This is a genomic window from Thermococcus sp. 21S9 (assembly GCF_012027635.1).
Lineage (GTDB): Archaea > Methanobacteriota_B > Thermococci > Thermococcales > Thermococcaceae > Thermococcus.
This window is the reverse complement of the sequence record NZ_SNUS01000013.1, coordinates 1-527: the sequence shown is the minus strand read 5'-3', so window position 1 is coordinate 527 and position 527 is coordinate 1. Positions and strand designations below refer to the sequence as shown.

The 527-nt window shown below is 45.7% G+C and carries 1 protein-coding gene; it reads left to right on the top strand.

Annotated features, from left to right (window positions below; genetic code table 11):
- The coding region (locus E3E28_RS10715; protein ID WP_277346789.1) for a proton-conducting transporter membrane subunit at positions 1 to 527 on the top strand (527 nt) is incomplete at both ends.

Below are 527 nucleotides of genomic sequence, written 5' to 3'. Positions count from 1 at the left end.
CAGCATTCATGGGAATACTTAACTTAATTCTAATCCTCGGTACGCTTACCGTTGTCATCGGTGAACTCTCCGCATTAAGGCAGACAAACGTTAAGAGAATGCTTGCCTACTCAAGTATAGCCCAGATTGGCCTCATAGCTGTCGGCTTTGGAGTTGCAACACCTCAAGCCGTTGATGCTGCCGTGTTCCACATGCTCAACCATGCAGTAGTTAAGGCTCTGATGTTCTTAGCTGTTGGCTATGTTGCAGTAACATTCGGAAGCCCACACATAGAGAACTTCAAAGGCTTAGGAAAGAGAATGCCGCTTACCGCTTTTGCTATCACAGTTGGAGCAATAAGCGTCGTAGGAATTCCGTTGTTCAACATCTTCTGGAGCAAATTTAGGCTTTTACTTGCAGCTCTTCAAGTAGGAAAAACAGGGATAGTGGCATTAATCCTCGGTGCAAGCCTCGTGGAGGCAGTTTATTACTTTAGGTTGATTCATGCAATGTGGTTTGAAGGAGAAGGGGGGAAGATCGAGGAAAGC